The sequence below is a fragment of the Hoylesella pleuritidis genome (assembly GCF_963541955.1).
Lineage (GTDB): Bacteria > Bacteroidota > Bacteroidia > Bacteroidales > Bacteroidaceae > Prevotella > Prevotella pleuritidis.
Map to the genome: position 1 here is coordinate 53849 of NZ_CAUTUT010000007.1, position 18260 is coordinate 72108.

The 18260-nt window shown below is 48.1% G+C and carries 14 protein-coding genes and 1 pseudogene; 8 read left to right on the top strand and 7 right to left on the bottom strand.

Features of this window, described 5'->3' with window-relative positions; translation table 11 throughout:
* Positions 1-10: 10 nt before the first annotated feature.
* Together RWY97_RS04350 and RWY97_RS04355 are read right to left on the bottom strand one after the other, a co-directional pair.
* A pseudogene (locus tag RWY97_RS04350) lies at positions 11-148 on the bottom strand (DUF559 domain-containing protein); the annotation flags it as partial.
* A 184-nt stretch (positions 149-332) separates the two neighbouring features.
* Complete coding sequence (locus RWY97_RS04355; protein ID WP_273174867.1) at positions 333-1208, bottom strand: YicC/YloC family endoribonuclease; 876 nt, start codon at positions 1206-1208, stop codon at positions 333-335.
* Positions 1209-1297: 89 nt separating this feature from the next.
* On the opposite strand from RWY97_RS04355, the gene tsaB reads away from it, so the two are divergent.
* From tsaB to rseP, 6 genes are all read left to right on the top strand, one after another.
* On the top strand, positions 1298-1993 hold the full coding sequence (gene tsaB / locus RWY97_RS04360) for a tRNA (adenosine(37)-N6)-threonylcarbamoyltransferase complex dimerization subunit type 1 TsaB (RefSeq protein ID WP_024991671.1): 696 nt from the start codon (positions 1298-1300) through the stop codon (positions 1991-1993).
* A gap of 174 nt (positions 1994-2167) precedes the next feature.
* Positions 2168-2764: a DUF4290 domain-containing protein gene (locus RWY97_RS04365; protein ID WP_315565710.1), complete on the top strand. Its 597-nt coding sequence runs from the start codon at positions 2168-2170 to the stop codon at positions 2762-2764.
* A gap of 9 nt (positions 2765-2773) precedes the next feature.
* A complete protein-coding gene (gene murA, locus RWY97_RS04370) occupies positions 2774-4084 on the top strand; it encodes a UDP-N-acetylglucosamine 1-carboxyvinyltransferase (RefSeq protein ID WP_273174861.1) in 1311 nt (436 codons plus the stop codon).
* Positions 4085-4126: 42 nt separating this feature from the next.
* A complete protein-coding gene (gene rimM / locus RWY97_RS04375; RefSeq protein ID WP_315565712.1) occupies positions 4127-4660 on the top strand; it encodes a ribosome maturation factor RimM in 534 nt (177 codons plus the stop codon).
* Positions 4657-5808: a 1-deoxy-D-xylulose-5-phosphate reductoisomerase gene (locus RWY97_RS04380; RefSeq protein ID WP_315565713.1), complete on the top strand. Its 1152-nt coding sequence runs from the start codon at positions 4657-4659 to the stop codon at positions 5806-5808. The genes rimM and RWY97_RS04380 overlap by 4 nt, the downstream gene beginning before the upstream one ends.
* Positions 5809-5918: 110 nt before the next feature.
* Positions 5919-7295, top strand: a complete 1377-nt coding sequence (rseP, locus tag RWY97_RS04385; RefSeq protein ID WP_021582905.1) for an RIP metalloprotease RseP — start codon at positions 5919-5921, stop codon at positions 7293-7295.
* Between the two features lie 301 nt (positions 7296-7596).
* Here the strand turns inward: rseP and RWY97_RS04390 are convergent, their stop codons facing one another.
* The 5 genes from RWY97_RS04390 to RWY97_RS04410 form a co-directional block, all read right to left on the bottom strand.
* A complete protein-coding gene (locus RWY97_RS04390) occupies positions 7597-9762 on the bottom strand; it encodes a carboxypeptidase-like regulatory domain-containing protein (protein WP_315565715.1) in 2166 nt (721 codons plus the stop codon).
* Positions 9763-9868: 106 nt separating this feature from the next.
* Positions 9869-11248: a protoporphyrinogen oxidase gene (gene hemG, locus RWY97_RS04395; protein WP_315565716.1), complete on the bottom strand. Its 1380-nt coding sequence runs from the start codon at positions 11246-11248 to the stop codon at positions 9869-9871.
* Between the two features lie 3 nt (positions 11249-11251).
* On the bottom strand, positions 11252-12616 hold the full coding sequence (gene hemN / locus RWY97_RS04400) for an oxygen-independent coproporphyrinogen III oxidase (protein ID WP_315565719.1): 1365 nt from the start codon (positions 12614-12616) through the stop codon (positions 11252-11254).
* Positions 12613-13845, bottom strand: a complete 1233-nt coding sequence (locus RWY97_RS04405) for an MFS transporter (RefSeq protein ID WP_315565721.1) — start codon at positions 13843-13845, stop codon at positions 12613-12615. Before RWY97_RS04405 ends, hemN begins: the two co-directional genes overlap by 4 nt.
* A 7-nt stretch (positions 13846-13852) precedes the next feature.
* Positions 13853-15913 (bottom strand): TonB-dependent receptor, encoded by a 2061-nt coding sequence (locus tag RWY97_RS04410; RefSeq protein ID WP_315565723.1) that lies wholly within the window; start codon positions 15911-15913, stop codon positions 13853-13855.
* Positions 15914-16484: 571 nt separating this feature from the next.
* Here RWY97_RS04410 and RWY97_RS04415 point away from each other — a divergent pair.
* Positions 16485-17222 (top strand): acid phosphatase, encoded by a 738-nt coding sequence (locus RWY97_RS04415; RefSeq protein WP_315565725.1) that lies wholly within the window; start codon positions 16485-16487, stop codon positions 17220-17222.
* A gap of 88 nt (positions 17223-17310) precedes the next feature.
* A complete protein-coding gene (locus tag RWY97_RS04420; protein WP_314740426.1) occupies positions 17311-18231 on the top strand; it encodes a transporter in 921 nt (306 codons plus the stop codon).
* Positions 18232-18260 lie beyond the last annotated feature (29 nt).

Sequence of the window (18260 nt, forward strand, 5' to 3'; positions counted from 1 at the left end):
CTTCTTTAATTTAATGAATGATATTTCCAGGGTTCGTTGTGATTTCTTCATTGATGAAACGAATAACTCTATAATCCTTTGTTGCTAAATATCGTGTTTGTTCTTCATCTAAAATAAATTGTTTCTCGGTAAAATGGTAATTACCATCGACTTCGACAACTCATTTCAGAGGAAGACAGATGAAATCCGGGATATAACCGAACAAAATGTGTTGATGCTTGAATCGCTTGCCCAATTGCTTGCAGTAAAGATATTCTTACAAGATAGATTCAGCTTCAGTGGCCATTATGTTGGTATTCTTTGTAATACCATCTGGAGTAGAGGATAGGCCGTTACAGCGCATTCAACACCTGTTCTTTGATCTGTTCCAGTTCATCTTTCATCTTCACCACGATGTTTTGCATCTCAGCTTGATTGCTTTTCGACCCCGTGGTATTGATTTCCCGACCCATTTCCTGGGCTATAAAGCCGAGCTTCTTGCCCTGTCCGTAGCCCTCGTTCATCGTTTCCCGGAAGTACTTTAAATGGTTGGCAAGACGCTGTTTCTCCTCACTGATGTCGAGTTTCTCGATATAGTAAATCAGTTCTTGCTCCAAACGATTCTGGTCATAGTCGATTTCGGGAATTGTGTTGAGCCCTTCGATGATACGCGCACGAATCTTTTCGACACGTGACTTCTCATAAGGCTCGATGCTGGTGAGTAGCGCCGAGATGTTGTCTATCTTCTCGATGAATTTCTTCTGCAATGCAATGCCTTCCTGTTTGCGAAACTCTACGAGTGCGTTCAGCGCCTGTTCAATTGCTTGGCGAGCCGTTTCCCACTCTTCATCGGTTAATATTTCTACCTCGTTGGTAGTTGTTACGTCAGGCATTCGTAGTAAAGTCTGGAACCAATCTTGCGGTTCGGGAATGCCGACGCGGTTTTGTATCTCTCGGAGTTGATGATAGTAGTTCTCTACCAAAGCTGCATTGATAGGCGTGGCATCTGCTATTTCGTCTTTCTCTATCCATATAGCGAAGTCTACTTTGCCCCGAATTAGTGCAGCAGCAATCATCTGTCGCATCTCCATTTCCTTCTCCCGATAGAGCGGGGCGATACGAGCGGATAGATCAAGAGCCTTGCTATTGAGTGATTTAATTTCTACATTAATTTTCTTTTCATTGTAGGTAACGATCGATTTGCCGTAACCTGTCATTGATAATATCATTGTTTGATGCGCGTTAAATTTCTGCAAAAGTACTAATTTTGATGGGAAAAAGCGTAAATTTGCATCTTATTTAAGAATATATTAGAGTTATGTCGTGCATCTTAAACATCGAAACGAGTACTGATGTGTGTTCCGTCGCCGTGAGTAATGCGGGTGAATGCATCTTCAATAAAGAAGATCACGATGGTCCGAATCACGCAGTGAGCTTGGGAGTCTTTGTCGATGAGGCGCTTTCTTTTATCGATAGTCACGCCATCCCGCTTGATGCCGTGGCCGTAAGTTGTGGTCCTGGCTCTTACACCGGGTTGCGAATAGGCGTCTCTATGGCAAAAGGCGTTTGCTACGGACGCGCTGTTAAGCTCGTTGCTGTGCCCACTTTGGAGTTGCTTTGTGTGCCGGTGCTGTTGCAAGAGTTGGTGAAAGAGACTGGCGATTTGCTCTGTCCGATGCTTGATGCACGCCGAATGGAGGTTTATGCAAAGGTTGTCGATCGTTCGTTGAACGAAATTCGGCCTATCCAAGCAGATGTAGTCGACGGCGAAACTTATCGGGAATATCTTGCGAAAGGTCCTGTTTATTTCTTCGGAAATGGTGCAGAGAAGTGTATGGAAACGATTAACAACACTAATGCTCGCTTGATTTCGGGCATCGAACCGCTTGCAAAGAATATGTTCCCATTGGCTGAAAAGCGGTTGGCTAACGGCCAATCGGAAGATGTTGCCTACTTTGTCCCGTTCTATTTGAAGGATTTTGTGGCTAAGAAAGCCAAAGAGTTATTACACTAACACCCCGCTTCCTTCATCCAAATGAGTGAGGACGAGACTGCGATTGCAAATGGTTGACAACCTGACAGATATAGAAACGAATTAGAAAATGAATCAAAAGTGTTTGGATTTAACCTCTCCACAATTCGCCAAGCACACCCCTCTTTTGGAGGGAAAAGGGAGGATACTATATAAATGAACATCAATGGATTAGACTATAATACGCAACGAGAGCATTTAGTGTTGCCAGAGTATGGCCGGGAAATACAGAATATGGTTGATTTTGCTGTGTCTTTGCCCGACAAAGCAGAGCGACAACACTGTGCTGAAGCCATTATCGGGATTATGGATAGGATGTTTCCGCAAAACCGAAGCAGTGAAGATTATGAGCAAAAGTTATGGGATCACCTCGCATTGATGAGTGGTTTCAAGCTCGATATCGATTATCCGTTTGATGTTTCGCAGGCTAAACAGATGGCGCGTAAGCCCGAGCCGTTGGCTTATCCGATGTCGCCCATCCCCGTAAGACATTACGGCAAGATGGTATTTGAATTGTTCTCGAAATTAAAGGATATGCCTTTGGGCCCAGAAAAGGATGAATTAATCCGTGTTACAGCCAATCAGATGAAGCGTAATTTAGTGCAGTGGAGTCACGGATCTACGGACGATGAGAAAGTGGTTTCTGATATTGCGCGTTATACCGACGGGCAAGTGCAGATCGATTTAGATGACTTTCGGTTTGCGGATATAAACGAGAAAGAGGTAATTAATCGTAGTCGCAAGAAGAAGTAGACGGCAGAAATGGAGTCATTTATCATCGAGGGAGGGCACGCTCTCAGCGGAACGATTATACCGCAAGGAGCTAAGAATGAAGCATTACAGGTGATTTGCGCTACGCTTCTCACGCGAGATGCCGTGCGAATTAAGAATGTTCCCGACATCCTTGATGTGAATAACTTGATTAAATTGCTGCAAGACATCGGTGTAAAGGTAACCCGGCACGGCCGAAACGACTACACTTTCCAGGCCGATCGGCTCAATCTCGATTATCTTCAAAGCGATGATTTCGTTCACAAATGTGCTTCATTGCGTGGCAGTATATTGATGATCGGACCGCTGTTGGGCCGTTTCGGCAAAGCAGCTGTAGCTCAACCGGGCGGTGATAAGATTGGACGGCGACGCTTAGACACGCATTTCTTAGGCTTTCAGGCCCTCGGTGCCGAATTCGTTTATGTAGAAGAGCGCAGTGTTTACGAGATTGTTGCCCGACAATTGCGTGGTTGTTATATGTTGCTTGATGAGGCTTCGGTTACCGGAACGGCCAATATCATTATGTCGGCAGTACTTGCTGAGGGTACGACAACTATCTACAATGCGGCCTGCGAACCGTATATCCAACAGCTGTGTCATCTTCTTAATCGGATGGGAGCAAGTATCAGCGGTATCGCTAGCAACTTACTCACCATCGTGGGAGTGAAGAGTTTGCACGGTGCTCATCACAGAATCCTGCCCGATATGATAGAGGTGGGCTCGTTTATAGGTATGGCTGCTGTTGTGGGTAACGGTATTCGGATTAAGAATGTATCGTTGCGCGACCTCGGCAACATTCCTTCTACGTTCCGACAATTAGGCATTCAGCTTCTCATTGAGGGCGATGATATCGTTATTCCGCATCAAGACCATTATCAGATAGAATCTTTCATCGACGGCTCTATTATGACTTTGGCCGACGCACCGTGGCCGGGAGTCACGCCGGATTTGATTTCCGTACTCTTAGTTGTAGCTACGCAGGCCCGCGGAAGTGTGCTTTTCCACCAGAAAATGTTTGAAAGTCGACTCTTCTTTGTCGATAAACTCATCGATATGGGGGCTCAAATCATCCTCTGCGACCCGCATCGCGCCGTAGTGATAGGGCACGATCGCAAGCTCACTTTGCGTTCGCGGCGAATGACCAGTCCCGATATACGGGCCGGAATCGCGTTACTCATTGCTGCATTAAGCGCCGACGGTACCAGTCAAATCGATAATATCGCTCAGATTGACCGTGGATACGAAGACATCGAAGCCCGACTGAATCAGCTGGGAGCACATATTCGGCGAATTAGTAATTGAGAAGTGATAATTGAGATTTGAATTTTTTGAGATGTAAAACGGATGATTCGGCAGGATGATGTATATAAAATAGGTAGATTGGGAAAGCCTCACGGCATTCACGGGGAACTCTTTTTGCAATTTTCCGATGATGTTTTCGACCGCACGGATGCCGATTATCTCATTTTGGATGTCGATGGAATTCTCGTTCCTTTTTATATAGACGAATATCGATTTCGCAGCAATGAGACCGCACTCATCACTTTCTGCGACATCAATTCGCAGGAAAAAGCACGCCGATTCACGGGCTGCGACGTCTATTTCCCGCGTCATTTGTCCGACAGTAATGAACAGAATATCTCGTGGGCAGAGCTAATTGGCTATGCGCTGACAGATGAAATAACCGAGCGGAAGATCGGAATCATCCGCTCGGTAGATGACTCCACGATCAACATACTCTTTGAAGCGGAAGACGAACAGGGGAAAAATCACCTCATTCCGGCCAGTACCGACCTTATCACCGGTATCGATTCGCAACGCAAAGAGATCAGAATCAACTTGCCGGAAGGCATCTTAGACTTGAACGAAAGCAAATGAAGAAACAGATATGTATCCTTGGTAGCACGGGCAGTATCGGTACACAGGCACTCGATATCATTGCTCAGCACAGCGATCTTTATGAAGTTTATGCCCTCACTGCTAACAATCGTGTAGACGAACTGGCCGCACAGGCACGCCGATTTCACCCTGCAGCCGTCGTGATTGCCAATGAAACGCATTACGAACGACTGAAAAACGCTCTTGCAGACGAGCCGGATATTAAAGTCTATGCAGGCCAGTCGGCCCTTGATGAGATTGTTGAAGCCGAGCCTATCGATATGGTTCTCACGGCGATGGTGGGCTTTGCTGGTCTCGCTCCTACGATTCACGCTATCCGATCGCATAAGAAAATCTGCCTTGCCAATAAGGAAACCTTGGTTGTGGCAGGTGAGTTGATCTGCCGATTGGCACAAGAATATCATGTACCTATTATCCCCGTAGACAGCGAACATTCTGCAATCTTTCAATGTCTAACGGGCGAAGGCGATAACGAAATTGATAAAATACTCCTCACGGCAAGTGGAGGACCGTTCCGTTTGTTCACGAAAGAGCAGATGAGTCGTGTCACTGCGGCCGATGCTTTGAAGCATCCCACGTGGGAGATGGGCGCTAAAATCACCATTGATAGTGCCTCGATGATGAACAAAGGCTTTGAAGTGATCGAGGCGAAATGGCTTTTCGGTGTGCCGGTCGAGCGTATTCAGGTGCTCGTCCATCCCCAAAGTATCGTACACAGTGCCGTACAATTTTGCGATGGAAGCGTGAAGGCGCAACTTGGTATGCCTGATATGCGCCTCCCAATTCAATACGCTTTTTCATTCCCCGACCGTTTGCCGCTCGATGGGCAGCGGCTCGATCTGTTCCGTCAACCACTTGAATTCTTCGAGCCCGACTTCGATAAGTTCCGCTGTTTGGCCTTAGCGTTTGAAGCGATTCATCGCGGTGGCAATATGCCTTGCATCCTCAATGCTGCCAACGAGATTGTAAATGAAGCATTCCGGCAAGCCAGATGCTCGTTCATAGCTATGGCAGATATCATCGAAAAGACGATGGAGCGGTCCGCATTCGATGCAAATCCCACATACGAAACTTATATACAAACAGATCAAGAGGCACGAAGGATCGCTCGTGAAATGGTTGGATGAGGGATGAAAGATGAAGGATGAGTGGTGTATATACTCTGTTTCATAAAATCAATGTTCAATAATCAATTCTTAATTCTCAATTTTTAATTGCCAGTTAATAATTACCCACAATGGAAATATTTCTCATTCGGCTGCTGCAATTTATGCTCGCCATCTCTATTTTAGTGCTGCTCCACGAGGGCGGACACTTCTTTTTCTCAAAGCTCTTCGGCGTCCGGGTCGACAAGTTTTATCTTTTCTTCGATCCATGGTTCCATCTTTTCGAGTTCAAACCTAAACGAAGCGATACCGTTTACGGCATAGGCTGGTTGCCGTTGGGCGGTTATTGCAAGATCGCAGGTATGATAGACGAGAGCTTCGACACTGAACAGATGAAACAACCGGTACAGTCTTGGGAGTTTCGTAGTAAGCCAACGTGGCAACGTTTGCTGATAATGACGGGCGGCGTATTGGTTAATTTCCTGCTCGCTCTGTTCATTTACTCGATGGTTTTGTTCTATTGGGGCGACTCGTATGTTCGTGTTCAGGATATGACAATGGGTATGAAGTTCAATAATGAGGCCAAAAGTCTGGGCTTTAAAGATGGCGACGTGCTTATCGGAACGGATCAAAAGGACTTCAAAGACTTCAATGCCGACCTCTTTCGAGCGCTTTCCGAGGCCCACACTGTGCGCATCCGGCGTGGCGGAAAACCAATGACGCTGTCGCTTCCGGGGGATATCAACCTCTTAGGTATGCTCAAAGCGACACCCGTTTTTACGCGTCCGTTAGTGCCGGCAGATGTCGACAGCGTGCTGGCAGGTACACCTGCCGCAAAGATTGGCATTAAGAAAGGCGACCGAATCTTGGCTTTCAATGGCCAGCCGGTTGACTCTTGGGCTGCATTTGAAGATGTCAAAGGCCGTATTGCAGATGCAATGACAGTCGTAAAGACGCCTGCCGACAGCCTGAAACTACGTACTGCTACCCTCGTTTACCGTGAGGCGGCTACGGGTGTAACCGATACAGCCCATCTTGTGCTCACACCAGCGTTGGAAATAGGTGTCGGCCAGTCTACCATTTACAGCTATTACAAACCCGTTCACATTGATTACGGCTTCTTTGAGAGCTTTCCTGCTGGTATCAAATATGGTTGGAATGTTCTCGGCGGTTATGTCGGTGATCTGAAATATGTATTCTCTGCCGATGGTGCTAAGTCGCTCGGAGGTTTCGGAGCCATAGGAAGTATGTTCCCGCCGGTATGGGATTGGCATACGTTTTGGCTGATGACGGCTTTCTTGAGCATTATTCTGGCCTTTATGAACATTCTTCCAATCCCCGCACTCGATGGTGGCCACGTGCTGTTTTTACTCTACGAGATGATTACGCGGCGCAAACCCAGCGAGACATTTATGGTCCGTGCCGAGTATGTAGGCATTTCCATCCTCCTTCTTTTGATGGTGGTGGCCAACCTGAACGATATTCTTCGCTGGCTGGGGTATATGTAAAAAGGAATAGACCTCACTCCCGCCCTCTCTCCGAAAGGAGAGGGGAGGGATTTGCATTTGTATTGAGGTGAATATCAAGTGCTTAATAATGGCATCCTGTTTAATGGTAAAGTGCCGTGCAATTAACGGTTAAACACCCTCTGTTTAACCGTTAATTACAACGCGTTTAACCATCAATCGCAATACATATTGTATTTGCTTGATAACCAAACAGATACAGCTACAAATTCCTCCCCTCTCCTTTCGGAGAGGGGCCGGGGGTGAGGCTGGGGCTACAGTGTGGCAAGGCTGAATCTCATTCCTATTCAATCGTAATCAAAACATCCTCCGTCGTCACGTTGCCAGTGGCGGAAATACGGTCGATCAGCAGGCGATACGTGCCCGGTTGAGCCGGAACGCGATGGGGAAAGCGTGAAGAGGCATCCCGATCGGGCGCGATTCCCACGACAGTTACCAGTTGGCCGTTGCTCGCTCGGTCTTGTTTCACATAGCCTTTGGTCGTCATCACCAAGGCGCCATTCATCGCTCCGTGCAGGTTGAGTTCGCTGATTGTTTGCGCGGGAGTCAGCAATCGGACACTGCCCAGCATCTTCACATCTATGTCCATTGCCTCGTCGGGAGAGATTTCTATACCATCGAAGATGATTTTAACCGTCGGATCATTCATTAATGAGGAGTTTCTGCGACTCACCAAGTAATATTTCTTGTTGTCATCTTCCACGAGTGTGATGTATTGGAAGAATCGATTGACGAGATCTTCAAACCTTGTATAGTTGTGTTTCTCAATGTCTTGGCTGTCGATATAGCGCAAACGATAAAACCGTTCGGCCGTGAGCAGCGAGCGGTTTTTGGCGTTTACCCGCACTTCTCCGAGTCGGTTGACTCTCCGAAGACCGAAAGACGCCGTGTCTACGATGATGGTTTCCACCCGTTCCGACGCGTATTGTGTCTTCGGCCGATGCCATTTGGGATAGCGGGGCGTGTGCATCCGGAATTCGTATGGTGCCGTATCGCCGTCTTTGCGGTATCCTTGCAGGAAGAATTCGGCCTCCGGACCGAAGTCGTCTACGGCTATTCGGAAATGCCCTTGGTCGTCAGTCGGTCCTGAATAGGCCTTGTTTTCCCCTTTCTGAAACGCCACGACGGTGCCGTTTTTGATGGGTCGCCGACCGTCGGTAACCGTTCCCGCGAGGACTAACTCAGTCTCTTCGGTATACGGAGAGGGCATTTCGTGATGCCGAATTGTGGCCGGATCGAACCGAACGAAGCGTGCCGAACAGAGCCAGGCACGTGCATCCGTGGTGTTTTCTTGGGCTTTTCGTCCGTAGAATAACGGAAAGGGAGCCGGCGATTCGGTGTCGCTCTCGAAGAGAAGAACCGCTGCTGCGCGGGGCACATACGCCGAAGTGTCTGCCAAAATGCGGACAAATGTTTGGCTATCTTGTGTCTCCGGGGCGAGTGCAAGTGGCTCCGACGGGCTGTATCGCGTCTTTCGGAGCAGCGGATGCTCGCTGTTCGACTTCCGAATCCATTGAAACGACTGTGAAATCAGACTGTCTTTGCTGTCCGTCAAGAGGAAAGATAGCAGTCCGTTGGGCACATCCGCCAATGCGATTTGCCCTTCGTGGCGCTTCAATTCGATCTTTTGCAGTCCCCACTGATGGTGAAAGACATAGAGAGAAAGCTGTTCGAGCGGTGTGGATGCAGGCAGAATGTGATAAGAAAGACGCCCGTTGAGCACCGAAGTCTGAATGATAGGCTGCTCATTGCAGGTCGGAAGCAGGAAGCGAAACGGTTTCCCGCCGCTCGATGCCACTATATAATAAGGTGAAAGACCCTTTGGCGTAACGGGAACAACCTGCCATCCCGATGCCGTTGTGGTGCCTTGGAGACGAAACGCACTACGATCATCGATCAGTGTAAAGCTGCAACGCACGGGATTTCCGGCTCCGTCGCAGAATCGGATGCCTATGTGTTGCGGTTCATCGGTCACAAGATGGCCTCCCTCGGGATATATTTCGCAACGCAGTGTGGCTCCGTCGCTCTCTGTTTGCACGCGTTTCGCTCCCAGATAGATGGAAAACACGGGCAGTGTTACCGTCGGATCGTTCTGCATCAGGCGTGTGAAAGCCCGCACATAATACTTGCCCGCTTTCCAATCCATTCCCGGGACGACAGTCGTTTGAAACTCCCCGCCGTCCGTGCAGCGCAATTTCTGCCGCAGGTAGAGCGTATCGCGGTCATCGAAAAACTCGATATTGACATACCGACTGCGTATTTTCGCCGTGCCATCTGCTTCGACCACGCGGCCCCTGAGTGCTATTGTGTCGTCGAGTTGATAATCGATTCGGTCCGTACAAACGAATATTTTCTCTGTGGGCGACGGTTGTGCCACTGCTACGAGATGGTAAAACAGTAAGAATGTCAGCAGATATCGTATTGGCAAAACATCTATTTCGGCATTCATCAAGTTATCAGTATCTTTTTGATGATAATGTTGCGAAGATAGCAAAAATATGGGTTTATGATATGATTCGCCGAGAGAAATAACATAAATTAAAGATTCTCGCTCGCTAAATCGATGTTCCGATATCGGTTCCTTGCTTAATTCGGTGTGCCATTCCGATGCCGTCACGAAGGTTTCCGGCGATAATCAGACCCGGAAATTGGTGCTGAACGGCATTGATGGAGGCCAAACGCGCATCAGTGGTAAGTTCGTATTGCGGAATGGCTTGTGGATGACGGTAGATGCGGATGGCGTCGATCGGCGTGTCGGCAGGGTATTTCAGCATTGTATGCAGGGCCTCTTCGGCGATGGTTTGCAGTCGGTCGTCGCTCATCTCGATGTATTCGGGATGGTGAACACCGCCTATAAAAAAAGAGAATACGGCTCCGTCAGCGGGCGAACGACTCTCGAAACAAGCCGAAGGGAACAGGATTCCCAGCACGTTTTGCCGCTCGCACGAGGGCACTAAACCACCGAACGCTGCATAACGGGGACCTGCGACGCGGGCGATTCCTACTCCGATCTGCACGATCGGGGCGTATTTCAGCGTGCTGATGGCCGTCAGCTGCGCCTCATCGATGAATGGAAGCAGGCGGGGTAGGGCGTAAGCACCGCACGTGGTGACCACTTTTGCACAGCGAATGACTTGCATCCGGCCGTTATCGGCTGTAAATTGCACACAGAAATGGTCTTCTTCGGGGCGGATGTCGACATTTTTCGCGCCGAGAGAAATATGCTCCGGCTTGATGGCTTGGCCTAAAGCGTTGACCAAATGTTGCAGACCGCCACGGGCGGAAAACACTTGTTTCGTGGCGAGTCGGTCTCGTTCGGTTTTCGGTTGGCGTGCTTTGGCTATGGCGCCACGGATAAACGAGCCGTAGGTTTGCTCCAAATGGTAGAGCTTGGGCAGTGCCAATCGGGTGGGAAGAGCCATCGGATCGCCTGCGTAAACGCCCGAAATGAATGGGTCTACGGCGTAATCGAGATACGATTGGCCCAATCTGCGGGCGGCCAAAGCACCTACCGATTCATCGGGATCAGTGCCTTTGCGCCGCCACGGCTCGCCGAGAATACGCAACTTATCGTTCCACGTGAAGAGAGGCGTGGTGAGTGCGCTGCCGATTCCCGACGGAAGGGGATGGAATCGACCGTCTTTCCAGATTAATCTGCGCTTGGATGACGCTCGTGCCGGCTCCAATTCGCAATGCGGACAAAGGTCGTTGAAGAGTTCGGCAACCTCCGGACAGGAGACAACACCGGTATTCGGGCCGCTCTCAAAGATGAAATCACCCACGCGATGCGTGCAGATCTGTCCGCCGATGGAGTCTGCTTGTTCCACAATTTCAACGTCGCGGCCCCGTTTTCGGGCGTAAAATGCGGTGGTAAGTCCCGTCAGTCCGGCGCCGATCACCACCACATCGCGGGTTCGTAAGTCGTGATTTTCCATCCGTTATATAGGTTTTGAGAATCTCTTTGTTGTGTTGGTCATCAGCGGATCGAGGCTCGCCACGACGTTACGAACGAACGGTGAGCCTTCGGAAGTCATACTGATACCGTCTGCTGAGAGGTTGATGATACCGTCTTCGGCCATCTCTTGCAGGCGTGCAGCATCGTAATGGACGGCCGATTTGATGTCGGTTGTCGACAATGAGAGTCTTTCGGCAATCTCACTCCATACAAGATGATAGTTGCACATCATCGATTCGATGACTTCGCGGACGATTTGCTCACGTTGGGTGAGTATATATCCGCGTGTGATATAGAATTGTCCGTGGCTCATTCGGTCGATGTAAGCCGCTATTTCCTTGCCATTCTGTGCGTAAGCAGTACTTAATTGACTGATGCCTGTAACTCCGAAGGCATATACCTGACCCGTAGTGCGGCGTGTGCAGTAACCTTGGAAATTGCGATGAAGCTGATGTGCATCACTGGCTAAGCTCAATTCGTCGTTGGGAAGTACGAAATGATCGAGTCCGATGCTACGATAACCGGCTCGGTGGAGCGTTGACGAGGCTCGGTTGAACATCTCTTGCTTATCCGAATCGGCAGGAAGTCCGTAACGTTCGAGTATCAGTTGTCGTTTGTGTACCCACGGAACGTGTCCGTAACTGAATGTAACGATACGGTCGGGATGCAATTCTACCGCCTGTTCGATAGTTTTTTGAAAGCTGTCAGGTGTCTGGTAAGGCAGTCCGAAGAGGAAATCCATATTGACAGTAGCACCTGATGCGCGTAGGATTTGCATTATCTTGTTCACCGGAAGACGCGAAGGCGCCCGATTGACAGTCTGTAATACACGCTCATCGAAATCTTGAATACCAAGGCTATAACGGTTGAATCCGCAGCGAGTGAGCTCTTGCCAATCTTCGGTTGACAAATATCCGGGATGGCACTCAATAGCAATCTCTGGTCGGTTAATCGTGGGAAGCAGTGAGAGCAGATGCTCGTTGAGTTCGCGAATATGGTGAAGGGGCAACGAAGTGGGGCTTCCGCCGCCGTAATGAATCTGTGAAATGCGCCGTTCTCGATGTAGATGAGCGGCGATAAGGTCGATTTCCTGATGTAAGGCAGCCACATATCGGTCTGTAATTTCGGCTTTTGCCATCGGATAAGAGTTGCATCCGCAATAGTGACAAAGCTGAAAACAGAACGGGATATGTACATAGAACGACACGTGGGGTTGTCGTTCGTCATTCGACTGCTCGATAGCTGCGAGATAATCTGCTGCTAAAAGCTCGTGAAAATAGTTGGCCGGAGGATAGCTTGTGTACCTGGGTACAGAGACATTGTACTTTTTTATCAATGCGTCTTTCATCTTGTTGCCTCCCCTTTTTTAAAGATCGACAATACATAAAACACTGAAACGGCTGCAATGAGAGCTTCCATAGCAAATAGTCCGTGGTAATCGAGCTTGTCGGCAACGGCTCCGCTGACAACTGCCATCAGCATTCCGCTGAGGTGGGTGAGCACAATCTGTACGGTAAAATCGGTTCCTTCGCGGCCCGGTCGTACACAGTTCATTGCCGAAATATAGACAATGACTGATGCAACACCATAGCAACTCCACAGCAAGACAATGCCAAAACATAACAGCCACGTGCTGAGTGGGAGATAAGAGAGGATGAAGAAGAATAGCGTCGTGCACAAAATAAGCAGCGAAAAAATGATTCGAGCACGGTGAATACCTGTTTTTCGTACCCAGAAACCGGCTCCGAATGAGGCGAGAAATGCTGTTCCAGTACCTAATATGCCACTCATCAGACCGATTTCTTTCATTGAATAGCTGTGATCGACCAAATATGGGCGGAGCATTGACAGTATTCCGATGAGCCCTGCGTAATAAAGTATCAGGAATCCGACCTGTTTCCAGATGCCACGTTGTGTAAAAAACCAAATGAAATCACTTAATTTCGCACGATGTTTGACAGATTTTGGTGCAATTGTCAGTTGCTTATTGAACAGCAACGGAATTAAAGTCAGCACCACGAAAATGCCCAAGCAGGTGAGAACCGTGCGCCAACCATAATGGTGGAGCACCATTAATAGCACGCCACTGCCGATGAGTGTTCCTCCGAAACCACCCATAGACTGCATACTGTTGACCATACTCTTATCGCGTTTTGCAAACGACAGCACGGCCAAAGCATCCGTAGCGATATCCTGAGTGCCTGAAGCGATGAGCGAAAGAATCACCAATGCGATGATCAAATAGATGTCTGTGGACACGTGAAGCAGGCCGGTGGCAAAGAGAATTACGGCATACGCCAGTTCGGATGAGATGATACAGCGCTTGTAATGACCCAAAGTGATGGAATGACGGTCTATGATCGGCGCCCAGAGAAACTTTAAAATCCAAGGCAACTTGACCAGTTGGAGCAGTCCGATTGTGACAAGTGAGAAATGATTCTCACGCATCAACACTTGCAAAGCAGTGGAAAGAAAGCTCGACGGAACTGCTTGCGCCACGTATAAAGCGAAAAACGTGCCTAAGGTGAGTACTTCGCCGTTCTGCCAACGACTATGATAACCAGTCTGTTTCTTCATCGATTCATCAAAAATTCACGATGAGCGACGTACCGAAACTAATGGGTTTGCCGCGCTGAGCGTAATCAGCCGACGACCTAAAACTATAAGTCGTGTACTTTGTTTGGGTGAGATTCTTGCCCCAAAGTTCCCAAGTCAGGATGCCGCGAACGGCACTTACCTTTGCGTTTAGCAACATATAAAAGTCCTGTGATACCGCATTGTCTTCTGCCCAATAGATTCTGCCGATGCCGGTAAGCCCTGTACTGAATGTCAGTCGGTCTAAAAAGCCACCCGCCGGCATCATCGTGTAACTCGCATTGAGTCCCAACGTGTTGCGGGGAACCAGCGGCAGTTTGTTATTCGAATAGTCTTGCTTAGCACTTTTATGGTAATCGAGGAAACGGGCATAGGTATATCCGTAGCTTATTTGTATGTTCAGACCCTCTGCCGGGCGTGCATTGACAGTCAACTCCAACCCTTTGCTGTCCGAATGAGCAGCATTATGCAAGATGTTTCCTACTCCCGGAACGGTGAGATTTACCTGCTGGTGACGCCAGTCAATGTAAAAAAGTGCCAGTTCGGTCATCAACCGATTGCCGAAAAGATTGAGTTTGGTACCCACTTCATAATTCCAGTTGTATTCCGGAGCATAAGTACGCTCGTCATCCGTACGGAATGTCTGGTTGAAACCTCCTGCTTTGTAGCCGCGTGTGAGTGAAGCGTAAAACAGATTCTTTCCGGTGGTGAGATATTGAACGGTGAATTTCGGTGTAACTTGATGAAAACGGAGCGTACTCTTGAATGAACGCACGACCATATTATTGTTGCCCGTACTGAGAACATAGCTGTTTCGAGTGTAGTTATCCCGTGAATGCTCGTAGTCGAAACGCAGACCCGCGGTGAGCGAAAGGCCTCGCCACAGATTATAAGACGATTGGTGGTAGAGAGCCAGCGCGCCGATCGGCAACGTGTTGGCGGCAACGAAACTGGCATCTTTCGCTATATATTGCGTCTCAATCGTGTTGTTTATGTGCTGAATCATACCGAATGTGCCAAATATCCATTGATACCGACTGTCGTTGTTGGACTTGAACGTAAACTCCTGACTTACCATATTCTGGTGAATTTCGTTGATAACGAAATATAGATCGCGCGGTGTGAAATCCTGATCGATGGCCTGGTGATCTTTGATAAACTGATAAGCGGTCTGGCTGTTGAAGCTGAATGCCCGACCGTCGTATCTTGCATTGAAGCCCGTTGTAGATATAAGGCGGCGGTAAAGACTCTTTCTGTTGTAGTTGACACCGGCTGTTTTTCCCGTCGTTCGGTCGTAAGCACCATACGGATAACCGTCTTGGTCAGAATAATCAAGCATAGAACTCAGTCGTAATGTCCATTGTTGGCCTGGCTTCCATACGCCGGTCAGTCGCCCGAAACCGCTGTTGATGCCGTCGGCTTTGGTTCCCGTGGCTGCATTTCGGAAGAAACCGTCGTTGTGGTGATATCCTCCTGCGACGGCAAACCCTAACTTCGGACCCATCATTGTATAGTTGGCGAACTGTGCTGAAACGTCGTTCCGATTGCCATAACCCACTTTCAGTCGGGTGCCTTGATATTCCAAAGGCGACCGCGTGTGTACACTGATGATGCCGCCGATGGCATTTCGGCCGTAAAGTGTGCCTTGTGGGCCGCGGAAAACATTCACTTCAGCGATGTCAGACATATCGATGTCGAATGCGGAGTTCTCGAAATGGGGCACGCCATCAACGTAGAAGCCCACCGTTGGCCCCTTAGCTTTGGCTCCGATGCCGCGAATGTAAACGGGAGCGTTTTGTTTCGATCCGTAATCCGGCATATAGAAGTTGGGCATAATGGCCGTAAGCTCTTTCAGACTCGTTACTTCTTGGCGATGTAGAAACCTGCTGTCGACAGCTGAAATGGATGAAGGCGTGAGGTTATGTTTATTCTGTTTGAACTCGGTTACGGTCACTTCGTCGAGATCCACTTTGTGCGCAATGGTAGAATCGGTCTCGTTCGGTGATATGACTGGTGTGAAAGCTGCCAGCAATAAAATGGTGTTGAACATATACTAATTGTTTAAAATCAATGTAATTCGGCTGCAAAAGTACAACAAAAGGCTCGTTTCCGAAATCCTATCTTTTGAGGAAATCGAGGTGATTTGGGCATTAAATGCTCATCCATTATCTTTTCATCCTTCATCCATTATGTTCTGAACACAAAAACAAAAGGATATAAATAAAAGTTGATTTGTATGTGGTTGATTCCCAGTAGTATACAAGTCTCATTCTGATTAGCTGTTAAACACCGTGCGTTTAATGGCTTTTCGCACGCCAGTTAACAGTTAAATGCACGGCAACTAACGGTTAATCGTTCGATGATTAGCCGTTAATCGATAATTATTTTGTATATTGTTGATTATCAGATATCTATGAGCTGTATTCGCGTTTACCATTTTCTTTCTGATGAAAAAGCGTGAGTGACGAGCGGACGGAGTAAATTTTGTGTATTGTCAACGACTTTTTACGGTATGTTTGATGCCATTTGCTTTGACGTTACAATATTTTCCGTTATCTTTGTAGCAAATAAGCGAAAGATACAAAAGAAAATAGAATATCGAAAAGACAAATAAACTGACAATGAAAAAATTATCGCTGACATTTATTTCAACTGTTATCGCGCTGGCGATAACGGCACAGAGCAAACCGAAAGAACCGCAGATGACGGGCTTCTTGATGCAAGATCAACTGCCGCAGGGAATGGTTTATCTCCCGGCTCCGCCCGACACGTCGAGTATTGCCTATCTGAACGACTTTCATCGGTATCAATGGGGTAAGTCGATGCGCGGTACTGAGCGCGGTCGGCAGGCTGTTTTCGATGCGTATGTACAGACGGATTCTATTCTGAAAGGCTTTTCCGAGGCTTTCGGAATGCTTGTAACAAGAGAGCAGACCCCCGTGACTTACGACTTGATCGAGCGTGTGGAAAATGACGGAAGTGCCGGAGTGCGCAGTGTAAAACGCAAGTATCAACGCACACGTCCATACGTGCAGTTCCACGAATCTACATCGGTGCCTTGGGATGAAGAGGAGTTACGCCGATCAGGATCATATCCTTCGGGGCACTCTGCACGCGGTTGGGCCATTGCATTGGTACTGAGTGAGCTGAATCCTGCGCATCAAACGGAGATTCTCAAACGAGGATTCGATTATGGGGAGAGTCGTGTTATTGCCGGGTTCCACTATCAGAGCGATGTTGATGCAGCCCGAATCGCAGCCTCGGCAGTGGTTGCCCGTCTCCACGCCTGTCCTGCTTTTATCAAGCAATTGGCGTTGGCGAAGAAAGAGTTAGAGAAATTTCAACATAGGAAGAAATGACAATGAAAATACAAAGGCAGCAAGATTGAAGACGGGAGATGCCGTGAATGTCATTCGATTCATTAAGAACTGGACGTTACCGATATCTATGTGTACCGGCATAACAGTCTACTTGCTGTTCGCTTTCGTGCCGGCACTCGACGGAATGGGAACTATACTCGCCCCGTTTTTCAACCGGATATTACCGTTGTTTATGTTTCTGATTCTCTTTGTTACGTTCTGCAAAGTAGACTTTCGGCGTCTCCGCCCCGTGAAATGGCACTTTTGGGTGGGTGTATCTCAGATTATTTTCGTCTTGACTACCATTGGATTGGCATTCGGTCTGCATCTTACGGGTAATGACTTGCTGCTGGCAGAAGCACTCTTAGCCAGCATTGCTTGCCCGTGTGCATCTGCCGCGGCTGTCGTTACACAAAAGTTGGGTGGCAATCTTGAAGAGATGACCACCTATACTTTCATTTCCAATTTTATCACTGCTGTGCTGATACCGTCTTGTTTCCCGTTGATTCATCAGTCGGCAGATGCAGGATTTATTGCTGCTTTTCTCAAAATACTTTATGAAGTGTGCATCGTGCTGCTTACCCCGATGCTTTTTGCTTATATTGTTAAGCACCGAATGACGCGTTTTCACAGATGGATCATCGGTGTGAAAGATCTTTCTTATTATTTATGGGGATGTCTTTTGATGATTGTGATGGGTACAACGGCGCGGAATATCGTGCACGCCGATACCACCATCAGCTTTCTTTTGGTCATCGCTTCAGGCAGTTTCGTTCTCTGTTTGATACAGTTCGGCGTGGGCCGTTACATCGGGAGTCACTTTTGTTCTACAACAAATGCCGGACAGGCATTGGGACAAAAGAATACAGCTTTTGCTATTTGGATTGCCAATGCCTATTTAAGTCCTCTCTCGTCAGTAGGTCCTGGCTGTTACATCTTATGGCAAAACCTTGTCAATGCTATTGAAATCAGGCGTTATCAATATCGAGTCGAAACGCGAAAGGATTGACAAAGGCATATAAAAAATGGACAATGGAG

Excerpts from the sequence above, each read along its gene's own strand:
- RWY97_RS04355 (WP_273174867.1), bottom strand. The coding sequence starts at position 1,208 with ATGATATTATCAATGACAGGTTACGGCAAATCGATCGTTACCTACAAT.
- tsaB (WP_024991671.1), top strand. The coding sequence starts at position 1,298 with ATGTCGTGCATCTTAAACATCGAAACGAGTACTGATGTGTGTTCCGTC.
- RWY97_RS04365 (WP_315565710.1), top strand. The coding sequence starts at position 2,168 with ATGAACATCAATGGATTAGACTATAATACGCAACGAGAGCATTTAGTG.
- murA (WP_273174861.1), top strand. The coding sequence starts at position 2,774 with ATGGAGTCATTTATCATCGAGGGAGGGCACGCTCTCAGCGGAACGATT.
- rimM (WP_315565712.1), top strand. The coding sequence starts at position 4,127 with ATGATTCGGCAGGATGATGTATATAAAATAGGTAGATTGGGAAAGCCT.
- RWY97_RS04380 (WP_315565713.1), top strand. The coding sequence starts at position 4,657 with ATGAAGAAACAGATATGTATCCTTGGTAGCACGGGCAGTATCGGTACA.
- rseP (WP_021582905.1), top strand. The coding sequence starts at position 5,919 with ATGGAAATATTTCTCATTCGGCTGCTGCAATTTATGCTCGCCATCTCT.
- RWY97_RS04390 (WP_315565715.1), bottom strand. The coding sequence starts at position 9,762 with ATGAATGCCGAAATAGATGTTTTGCCAATACGATATCTGCTGACATTC.
- hemG (WP_315565716.1), bottom strand. The coding sequence starts at position 11,248 with ATGGAAAATCACGACTTACGAACCCGCGATGTGGTGGTGATCGGCGCC.
- hemN (WP_315565719.1), bottom strand. The coding sequence starts at position 12,616 with ATGAAAGACGCATTGATAAAAAAGTACAATGTCTCTGTACCCAGGTAC.
- RWY97_RS04405 (WP_315565721.1), bottom strand. The coding sequence starts at position 13,845 with ATGAAGAAACAGACTGGTTATCATAGTCGTTGGCAGAACGGCGAAGTA.
- RWY97_RS04410 (WP_315565723.1), bottom strand. The coding sequence starts at position 15,913 with ATGTTCAACACCATTTTATTGCTGGCAGCTTTCACACCAGTCATATCA.
- RWY97_RS04415 (WP_315565725.1), top strand. The coding sequence starts at position 16,485 with ATGAAAAAATTATCGCTGACATTTATTTCAACTGTTATCGCGCTGGCG.
- RWY97_RS04420 (WP_314740426.1), top strand. The coding sequence starts at position 17,311 with ATGTGTACCGGCATAACAGTCTACTTGCTGTTCGCTTTCGTGCCGGCA.